Source organism: Methanoculleus sp. UBA413, from assembly GCF_002502935.1.
Lineage (GTDB): Archaea > Halobacteriota > Methanomicrobia > Methanomicrobiales > Methanoculleaceae > Methanoculleus > Methanoculleus bourgensis.
Map to the genome: position 1 here is coordinate 85,371 of NZ_DAQR01000117.1, position 9,902 is coordinate 95,272.

Genomic DNA, 9,902 nt, shown 5'->3' on the forward strand with positions numbered 1-9,902 from the left:
GATCATCTTCCGGGCCAGGACCGGGCTGACCGTGCCGCCGCAGTTGACGCCGATCAGGAGGAGGTTGTCCAGGTTCACCTGGTTGCGCTTCGCAAGCTCGTATATGCCCATCGCGTCGCAACCCTTCACCGTCACGGCAAGGCGCATATCCTCAGCGCCACCGATGTACTTCTTGATCAGTTTCGAGAGCAGGAGCGTCCCGCAGTGGAGCGAACCTGCCGTCTCTGCAATCTCAGCCGGGTCGGTGATCAGCGCCGGCACAGCGTCGTAGACGTCAACACCTTTCTTGACCGCCAGCACGCCGTCGACGATATCGTTCTCCAGGGCAAACTTGAGGAGCCCGGTCACCGCGCCGCCGCATTCCGCCACCTTGGCGATATCGGAGCTCGTTGTCCAGGCATATACCATATCTCCCTTCGCTACCATCTCACTGCACCCCCGTGATCTTCTCGACGGCAACCGCACTGTGCTTCAACTCCGGCATCTTGGAGAGCGGGTCCAGCACATTGTTCGTAAGCAGGTTCACAGACCCCTTCCCGCCGAAGTGCATCGTCATCATCAGCACGCCGGGCGCGACCTCATCGGTCACTCTGGCAAGGGCCTCCGCCTCACCGCGCCTGCTCCGAAGCCGGATCATCTCTCCGTTCTGGATCTTGAGCCGCGCGGCATCCTCTTCGTTGATCTGCACGTAGGCTTCGGGCACCTCGTGGTGGAGGATCTTCGCCCGGCCGGTCTGGGTCCGGGTGTGGTAGTGGAAGATCAGACGTCCGGTCATCAAGGTGAACGGATACTCGGCGTCAGCAACCTCCGCAGGCGGCCGGTGCTCGAGCCCGAAGAAGGTGCCGAGACCGTCGGCCGCGGAGAACTTCTCGCGGTGCAGGATCGGGGTTCCTGGGTGCTCCAGGGTCGGGCAGGGCCAGTGTACGGACTCCGGCTTCTCCATCCTCGCGTAGGAGATGCCGGCCATCGACGGAGTGACCCGCCGCATGTCGTCCCAGATCTCCTCGGGTGAGTTGAAGTCGAATCCCTTGAGCCCGAGTTTGTGGGCTAGGTCGACAAAGATCTGCCAGTCTTCCTTTGCATCGCCCGGGGTATCCACGGCCTTGCGGATACGGTTGACACGCCGCTCGGCGCTGGTGAACGTCCCGTCCTTCTCAGCGAAGGATGCACCGGGCAGGACCACGTCGGCATACTGCGCCGTCTCGGTCATGAAGAGATCCTGCACGACGAGGAAGTCCAGTTTCTCAAGCGACTTCATTACGTGGTTCGCGTTGGGGTAGGAGACGACCGGGTTCAGCGCGAAGATGTACATCGCCTTGATCGGGTCGCCGCACTGGTTGATCTGCTCTGTCAGGGTCACACCGTACTCGCTTGAAAGCCCGGTGACGCCCCAGAGTTCCTCCATCCGCTTCCGGGTAGCGTCGTCCTCGCACTTCTGGTAGCCGGAGAAGACGTTCGGGTAGGCACCCATGTCGCAGGCGCCCTGCACGTTGTTCTGGCCACGGAGCGGGTTGACGCCGGTTCCTGGTCTCCCGACGTTGCCGGTGAGCATCGCGAGGTTTCCGAGCGACCTGACGTTGTCCGTGCCGGTCGAGAGTTCCGTGATGCCGAGACAGTAGATGATCACCGCATTCTTGGCGCTCGCGTACATCCGGGCGATCTCCTTGACCCGCTCGGTGGGAACGCCGGTGATCGACTCAACATCCGCGTACTTCTCCACGACCTTCCTCATATCCTCGAATCCCTTCGTCCGCTTCTCGATGAACTCCTTGTCGTGGAGGTTCTCCTTGATGATCCAGTACATGATCGAGTTGATCAGGGCGATGTTCGTCGAGGGGTTGTAGCGGACGTAGTGGTCGGCCAGGCGCGCCGTGGGCGTGTAGCGCGGGTCGCAGACGATGAGCGTCTTGCCCGCCTTCTTTGCCTGGAGAATCCGGCGGCCGGCGAGCGGGTGCGCCTCAACCGAGTTTGCCCCGATCATGAAGATGAGGTCCGTGTTCGCGAGATCCTCGAAGGGGTTTGTCGCGGCACCGGAGCCGAACGAGAGCGAGAGTCCTGCGACGGACGGCCCGTGGCAGATGCGCGCGCAGTTGTCGATGTTGTTGGTCTTGAAGGCCACGCGCGCGAGTTTCTGCATGATGTAGCACTCTTCGTTGGGCGTCCGGCACGAGACCTGGAACCCGAGGGACTTCGGCCCGAACTTCTCGTAGGTCTCCTTGAACTTCGAGGCGATCAGGTCGTAAGCCTCGTCCCAGGACGCTTCTTCAAACTTGCCGTTCTTCTTAATGAGGGGCTTTGTCAGCCGGTCGGGGCTCTGCACGAACTCCCAGCAGGTGGCTCCCTTGGGGCAGAGTTTTCCCTCGTTGATTGGGCTCCTCTTGTAGGGTTCTACCCCTACGAGTTTGCCGTCGTTCACCACGAGGTTAAGGCCGCATCCTACACCGCAGTACGGGCAGGTCGTGGGAACGTAGCGTAACTTTCCGTTGGTTTCTGTCATTCAACATTCTCCCGATTGTTGCATTCAACGTCGGTTGCCAAGCATGTCAGGAAAGGATGGACATACTTACACTAGTTTACTCTACTAAGTAGTATATAAATTTAAACATATTCTTTTAACATCTGGCCATTTTATACATGATATAATTGATCTCTATTGAGTACCGACCCGATATAATTTAAAAATAGGGTATAAGGACATATTTTATTGATTTAAGCGTTAATTTTTGAGAGAATGTTGAAAATATCCGACTATAATAAACTTAACGTGGTTGAACAATCCAAAACGTTTACAACTAACCCTGGTCAAATATTACTTCGTGCAACCGAGACTGAATCATACACGGGATGATATCGAGGCCAGACTTAAGTCAAAAGGCTCTGATCCGGAGTTGATAGAGCATTTCCGGAGATGCATCGACTTTCACACATTTGCAGCCCCCGGGCTCCTGATCGGGGTCTTCATGGTGGACTATGCCCTGGAACTCCTGGACCCTCCCGGCGGTGAGAAGATCTACGCCGTCTGCGAGACCACGAGGTGTCTGCCTGACGCCCTGCAGATGATCGCCCACTGCACGATCGGTAACGGCCGTCTCCGGGTGTTTCCCATAGGGAAGTTTGCCATCACCATGAACCGGCCTGCCGAGACGCCGCAGGTGGATGGGATCCGGGTCTTCGTCGATGGCGAGAAGATCGGCCGGTACCCGACGTTTGCCCTTTGGTATACCAAAGACCCGCTCTTTGACCCGAGAACCCGAGGCACTGCGCTGATCGATGAGATCATCGATGCGGGGCGCGACCTCCTCTCGTATGAGTGGGTGCGGGTGAAAGTGCCGCGGAAACAGCCCTGGAAGTCTGCCATCTGCTCCATCTGCGGTGAGATGGTTCCGGACAACCTACTCGTCAGCGGAGCCTGTGCCGACTGCCGGTCCCAGTCCTACTTCGAGAAGACAGCATACTGAAAGGGCGGCTCCCCCATACAGAAAGGGCATATGGGGGTGTAACACCTATCACCCACGAGTGCACCGCATGGAACTCTCCCCTATCGGGATTGTGCGATCGCATCTCCGTTCGCGGAGCGATATGCCGGTCCAGGGCGTCGAGGCTGAGATCGAGGTCTTCCCCGATTACGCCGGGGCATTGTCAGGCGTTGAAGAGAACTCGCATCTCATCCTGATCTGCTGGCTGCACGAGGCTGACCGGGCCGTCCTGAAGGCGGTTGCCCGGAAGGTCTCCCGCGACCTCCCTGAGAAGGGTGTCTTCTCGCTCCGCTCGCCCGAGAGACCAAACCCCCTCTCCGTCTCCGTGGTGCGGCTGCGCGGTCTCCGGGAGGGGCGGTTCCTCGAGCTTGAGAATGTGGACGTGATCGACGGGACGCCGGTGATCGACATCAAACCCTACCAGACGGGATGGGATTGCGTCTTCTCCGCGACCGGTCATGACCGAACCGAGAAGATCGAGAAGATGGGGCCCGGCGAATACCGGGAGGGCCTCATCCGCGAGGCGGTGAACTACCACGGGGAACTCTGTCCGGGTGTGGCGGTCGCGGTGCGGGTCGCGGAGGCGGCGACCCGCATCCTCAGGCGCGACCTGCGGCACCCTCTGGTCGCGGTCACGCTCGGCGCCGACCCCTGCATCGCTGACGCGCTCATCGGGATCACCGGTGCGCGCCCGGGAAACCACCGGTTGGGATGTTCGGGGACAGACTGCTACGTTTTTGCCTGTCCCGGAGAAGAGGTGGTCTTTCACCTTCGGACCGTGCCGGAGAGTGTCGATGCGGTCTTTGCGTGCAACGAAGCAGTGCTCTTCGACTGCGAGATCTGCCGATAAAAAAACAATTGCCTTTTAACAGAAAGTAACGAATAATCATGTACATGCCTGGATCCTTTAATCAGGCACATTATCGAGGAGTAGCATGCCACGCCGTTACCTGAACCTCACACCGCTCCCTGATGCGCTCGCGGCCATGCGGCGGGCGTTTCCACCCCTGGACCACACCGAGACCGTGCCGCTGCGTCTGGCTGTCGGCAGGGTGACAGCCGAACCGCTGTACGCAGAGTATTCTGTACCCCTGGCCGATATTGCGACGTTCGACGGTTACGCGGTCAAGAGCGCCGATACCCTGGGGGCACAGGACCAGCGGCCGCTGCCTCTTGGGGACTGTGCCCGCATCAATACCGGCGAGATACTTCCCCCTTCGTTTGACGCCGTCGTCATGGTCGAGGATACCTGGGACGAGGACGGCAAGACCTGGATCAGGAAGTCGGCCGCGCCCTGGCAGCACGTCAGGCATGCCGGCGAGGATATCAGGGCCGGTGAGCTTGTCCTCCCGAAAGGTCATCAGGTCCGGCCGTTTGATACTGGCGCGCTTGCTACCTACGGCATAACCCGGGTGAAGGTGCGGTCGGTCAGGGTTGGGATCATCCCGACGGGGAGCGATCTCGTGCCGCTCGGTGTGGTGCCTGCGCCCGGCCAGACGGTCGAGACAAACACCCTCATGGCGGAGGCCTACCTCACCCGGATGGGAGCGACCTGCCGTCGCTATGGGATCGTCCCCGACGACCCGGACCTGATCCAAAGGGCGCTTGAGGAAGCGGTCGCCGAGAACGACCTTGTCATCCTCTCGGCCGGTTCGTCTGCCGGTTCCCGGGACTACTCTGCAGATGTTGTCGGCGCGCTCGGGGAGATCATCTTCCACGGTATCGCGGTCAGGCCCGGGAAACCGGTACTGCTCGCGCGGGTCGATGGTAAACCGGTTCTCGGGATGCCGGGCTACCCTGTCGCCGCACAGACTGTCCTCCGGGAGGTTGCGGGGGACCTGCTTTGCTGGTGGGGGCTCTCCCCGGTCCAGGGCGAAGAGCTGGATGTCCGGCTGTCGCGGAAACTGGCGTCCGATCTCGGGTTTGATGAGTTTATTCCGGTCTCTGTCGGGCGGGTGGACGGCACCTGCTGGGCGACGCCGCATCCCCGTGGGGGTGGCATCCAGATGGCGGTGGTCCGGGCAAACGGCTACCTCCATGTCCCGGCCGGGCGCGAGGGGATAGAGGCGGGCGAGGAGGTGCGCGTCCGGCTCACCGTCCCGCAGGAGAGGATCGCCCGCACGCTCATCTGCACCGGCGTGCGTTATCCCGCCCTGAACGAACTCGGGAACTGCCTCTCTGATGCTGGTTATCTGCTCCACTGCTGCAACGCCTCGACGATGGGGGCGGTGCTCGCTCTGCGGGCGAAGACCTGTCACGCCGCTTCTGTCTGCATCCCAAAGACCGAGACAGCCTGGAATGACCTGGTGCTCCGGTACCTGCCTGAGGTAGACCTCCTGCGGGTGCAGGTAGCCCGGACGGAACTTGGGATCGCGTCGTCAGACGCCCTGGATACCGGCGCCCTGGAGTCGCTCAGGTTCGTCAACCGCCCGAAGGGTTCTGCGGCGCGGGTCTTCCTGGATGCATGGCTGGAAGAGCAGGGGATCGATGCCGACCGGCTCACCGGTTACGAGCATGAGGTCAGGACGCCCGGGGCCGTCGCAGCGGCGGTCAGCAACGGATTTGCCGACGCAGGCGTCTGCCCGGCCGCTATGGCGCGGGAGGCGGGGCTCCGGTTCACCCCGCTCGGGCATGAGACGTGCGACCTCCTGATCAGGGAGGAACTGGCCGGGGATGAGGGTGTCGCAAGCCTCATCCGGGCCGCCCGGTCGCCGGAGTTCCCGGAGCGCCTCCAACCGCTGGAGAAGTAGCGGGACGGCCGGGCTGGCAGGGTGTCCGCATAATCCGCATAGATTCTGTGTGCGAGGCGGACCATCGTCTCACGCGGAAGCGCACAAAGGGCGTGTGAAATATTAGATGCGGTGGTCCACTACTATTCATGCCTGTCAGCGAACAGACGCAGAACCAGATCATGGCGGTGCTCCGGCGGATGGCGGAGGCCGCCGCTAAGAAGGATCTCGATGGCATGGTGGCGCTCGTCGACCCCAACATTCGGGCGTTCGGGACCGGTCCTGATGAAAAGGTGATCGGGAGGGAAGAGTTTCGCCGGCACCTCGAGCGCGACTTTTCATGTGCGGAGACGATATCGGTCGAGTTCTCCGAGATTCATATCGGTGCTGAGGGGACGGTTGCGTGGGTGATGGCCGATATGGCGTATCATGTCGTCGCCGGCGGTGCCCCGCAGACCCAGAACGTGCGGTTGACGGCGGTGCTCCGCGGGACTGGGCACGCGTGGGTGTTTGCCCAGATGCATTTCTCCATCCCGGCGGCGTAACCTTATTTTGGCCCTGTTGAAACGCACGTGAGTCCGGGGGTGAACTCAAAATTTACCGGATGCAGAATCCAGCTGCTGGCTCTGGTGAATCCATGGGTGCATGCTGGCCCGGCCATCTTCTCCGCAACACCCATGCAGTGGGCCGTGATGGCTATCGCGTCTGGGGTGGGGCTGACGGGGCGGGGGATAGCCCCCGCCCCTGTCCCTGCAAGGCAATACCTGTAACCTCCACTTGAAGACCAGCGTTCAAGCACCGCGAGGCTGCGCAGCCCGGTGGAAAGCCGTGTCCGGGTGTGGTCCCGGGATTGCGGCTTTTCGAAGCGGGCAGAGAGGGGTTATCAACAAAGCCCTTATTTCGGGTCCGGAGATCCGTTGCCCCTCCAGTCCCGCACAACTCGCCGTCCGCAAAAGGGTATTCGGGCGATTGATCCCTCACGGCTCTGCCGTAAAGAAGAGTATCGCCCTGCCGTTGCCGTCGATGACCGCGAGCGTGTCGCCAACGATCCGGTAGCCCGCCGCCGACCGGAGCAGGGCCAGGTAGGCGCTCTCCTGCTCCATGACCCCGTCTGGCTCGGTACAGGAGGTCTTTGTGGCGATGACCCGCTCCACGGCAAGTCCTGTCTCGTTGAGCTGGTAGGGGGCCGAGTAGGCGTTGCACCCTGCAGACCCCGAGAGCGTACCGTCATCATCGAAGATCAGGGTGATGTTGGTCCCCGGGACCGGTGAGGCGACAGCGCTGCCGCCGCCGGTGCTGTAACGGGTCAGCTGCCATGTCGTCGCAAGCAGCGGCACAGTCTTGGGCTGCTCTGCCCGCGAAAAGACGAGCAGGTCCTTCCCCGACGGCCCGGAGAGCACCAGCCGGTCGCCATCGACCCGGTAGGAGGAGGCCGCGACAAGGAGTTCCCGGTAGCGGCTCTCCTGCTGAACGAGCCCATTTACTGTTGCAGGGTATGCCCCGGTGATAGCGACCGCTTCCACCGATATCGTGGTTCCATTGATCCGGTAGGGGGCGGAGTAGAGGTTGCACCCGGCTGACCCCGAGAGCGTGCCGCTCTCGCCGAATATGATGAGCGGTTCTGCCTGGGGCAGGGGCGCGGTGACGGAACCGTTGTCGGCACGGAGTGCGACCAGGTTCCATGCCGTCCCTGCCAGCGGTTCGGCGACCCGGCCGGCATCGTCGGGGGGCGTGCCCGTCCCGCCGGAGTACACGGCCGAGAAGAGGCATGCCACCACGATGACCAGAAATGCGACCTTCGCGAGTGTGTGGTGTCCGTCTCTTCTGCGCATCTATCCCACGGGTAGGAGGTGAGAGAAGAAAAAATAACCCATTTGCGTTGAGATTATCTCAATCGCTCTCTCCCGGAGGAACGGAAGGAGGGCGCGACAATCCGCCGCTCGCTCCCTGAATCGGGCGCAGCGGGGGAGAGGTTTTTCCTGTTGCGGTAAAATCGGGAACGGGGGCGCCATGGGCCCCCGGGATCGGAGGGCCGATCAGGGCTGATCCACACTCTCTGCCCGGTAGGAGAGCAGCGTCTTCCCTGCCTCATCGAGGAGGTCGAGCCGGTCACCGTCGATGCGGTGGCCTGCCGCCGACTCAAGGAGGCTCAGGTATCGTGCCTCCTGCTCCATGATGCCCTCCGGCTCGCCGCAGTACATCTTTGTCGAGCCGGCCGGCCCTATGGTCATCGTCTTCCCCGAGACCTCGTATGCGGCAAAGTAGCGGTTGCACCCGGCGCTGCCGGTGACGTTCCCGTCAGGTGCAAACTCCGCTGTGACCGTCGTACCGGCGATCACCGAGGAGACCGCATCTCCTTCAAGGCTGTAGGACTCAAGCGTCCACAGGGTCCCGGTGAGGGGGGCCTGCGGCAACTTCTGGGCCTGCACGAAGAAGAGGAGATCGGTGCCCGTCTTATCCGAGAGGATCAGGCGGTCGCCCTCTACCCGGTAGGAGGAGACGTTTCCGAGGTGGCCGAGATACTTCCCTTCCTGCTCCATGACGCCCTCCGGCTTCTCGCAGTACATCAGGGTGCTGAAGAGCGAGGAGACCGAGAAGTTCGCGCCGTTGAGACTGTACCGACCGCCGTAGTGGTTGCACCCGGCGTTCCCGGTGATGTTCCCGTCAGGGGCGAACTTCGCGGTGATGGTTGTGCCTGCGATCACCGAGGAGACCGCATCTCCCCCGGTGCTGTAGCCGTCGAGCACCCAGTCGGTCCCGGTGAGCGGGAGGTCGGGCTTCGGGGTGATCGGCTCAAAGACCAGGATATCGGCGCCGTTCACGTCGGTGAGGACCAGCCGGTCGTTCTCCGTCCTTGAGGAGACGGAAGCACTGAGGGGCATTCTCTCGCCGTCCGCCGTCACCCGCTCCACCCGGTAGGAGGCGACTTTTGTGAGGAGCGCGAGGTAGCGGTCCTCCTGCTCCATGATGCCCGGCGGGTCCATGCAGTACATCTCGGTCCTGATCGCGGGCTCGATGAAGAGGTTTGCGTCTTTCAACGTGTAGTCTGCGCCGTAGTGGTTGCACCCGGCCGACCCGCCGAGATTGCCGTCAGCGCTGAAGACTGCAGTGACCGTCGTGCCGGCGAGGACCGGGACCATGGCGCCGTCCTCACCGACGAGGCTTGCGAGCGTCCATGACGTTCCAGCGAGCGCTACGGGCGCTTCCTTCACGAAGGTGAGCACCGTGGCGCCGGAGGCGTTGGTGATCTCCAGCCGGTCGTTCTCGACCCGGCATCCTGCCGCCGAACCGAGGAGCTCGAGGAACCGTGCCTCCTGCTCCATGATGCCTTCCGGCTCCCCACAATACATCTTTGTGCTGATGGGCGGCGAGACCGAGAGAGCCGTGCCGTTGAGGTTGTAGTCTGCGCCGTAGTGGTTGCACCCAGCGGAGCCTACGACCTTTCCATCGTCGCCGAACCGGGCTGAAACTTCCGATCCCGGCAGGGCCGGGACGAGTGTGTTGTTCTCGGCGAGGTAGGAGTCCAGGGACCAGGAGACCCCGGTGAGCCCGACGACCGTGCCGGGCGTCGACGTACCTGCCGTGCATCCTGCGGTGACGATTGCCGCCACAACGATGACGAGCAGCGCCGCCCCCGCGAGGATGGTCTTATTCGTTCTTCTGTTCGGTGCCATACAACAGCATATGGGCGGGATTG

Annotated in this window: 8 protein-coding genes; 4 read left to right on the forward strand and 4 right to left on the reverse strand. The window is 62.1% G+C overall.

Translation table 11 applies throughout. From position 1 onward, the window contains the following. The coding region (locus BP858_RS10205; RefSeq protein ID WP_286879428.1) for a coenzyme F420 hydrogenase/dehydrogenase beta subunit N-terminal domain-containing protein at positions 1 to 426 on the reverse strand (426 nt) is incomplete at its 3' end. Between the two features lies 1 nt (position 427). After that, on the reverse strand, positions 428 to 2,497 hold the full coding sequence (fdhF, locus tag BP858_RS10210; protein WP_286879429.1) for a formate dehydrogenase subunit alpha: 2,070 nt from the start codon (positions 2,495 to 2,497) through the stop codon (positions 428 to 430). A gap of 319 nt (positions 2,498 to 2,816) precedes the next feature. Between fdhF and BP858_RS10215 the strand changes: the two genes are divergently transcribed. The 4 genes from BP858_RS10215 to BP858_RS10230 all read left to right on the forward strand — a co-directional run bounded on the left by BP858_RS10215 (position 2,817) and on the right by BP858_RS10230 (position 6,750). After that, complete coding sequence (locus BP858_RS10215) at positions 2,817 to 3,458, forward strand: FmdE family protein (protein WP_074175361.1); 642 nt, start codon at positions 2,817 to 2,819, stop codon at positions 3,456 to 3,458. A 67-nt stretch (positions 3,459 to 3,525) separates the two neighbouring features. Then, entirely contained in the window at positions 3,526 to 4,326 is an 801-nt protein-coding gene (tsaA, locus tag BP858_RS10220) for a tRNA (N6-threonylcarbamoyladenosine(37)-N6)-methyltransferase TrmO (protein ID WP_286879433.1), read from the forward strand. A gap of 85 nt (positions 4,327 to 4,411) precedes the next feature. Further along, a complete protein-coding gene (locus BP858_RS10225) occupies positions 4,412 to 6,226 on the forward strand; it encodes a molybdopterin biosynthesis protein (protein ID WP_286879430.1) in 1,815 nt (604 codons plus the stop codon). Positions 6,227 to 6,354: 128 nt separating this feature from the next. Then, a complete protein-coding gene (locus tag BP858_RS10230) occupies positions 6,355 to 6,750 on the forward strand; it encodes a nuclear transport factor 2 family protein (protein WP_074175364.1) in 396 nt (131 codons plus the stop codon). Between the two features lie 432 nt (positions 6,751 to 7,182). Here the strand turns inward: BP858_RS10230 and BP858_RS10235 are convergent, their stop codons facing one another. Then, on the reverse strand, positions 7,183 to 8,037 hold the full coding sequence (locus BP858_RS10235; RefSeq protein ID WP_074175365.1) for an META domain-containing protein: 855 nt from the start codon (positions 8,035 to 8,037) through the stop codon (positions 7,183 to 7,185). 204 nt (positions 8,038 to 8,241) lie between these two features. Then, the gene (locus BP858_RS10240) at positions 8,242 to 9,879 is read right to left on the reverse strand and encodes an META domain-containing protein (RefSeq protein ID WP_286879431.1); all 1,638 of its coding nucleotides are present in this window, start codon (positions 9,877 to 9,879) and stop codon (positions 8,242 to 8,244) included. Positions 9,880 to 9,902 lie beyond the last annotated feature (23 nt).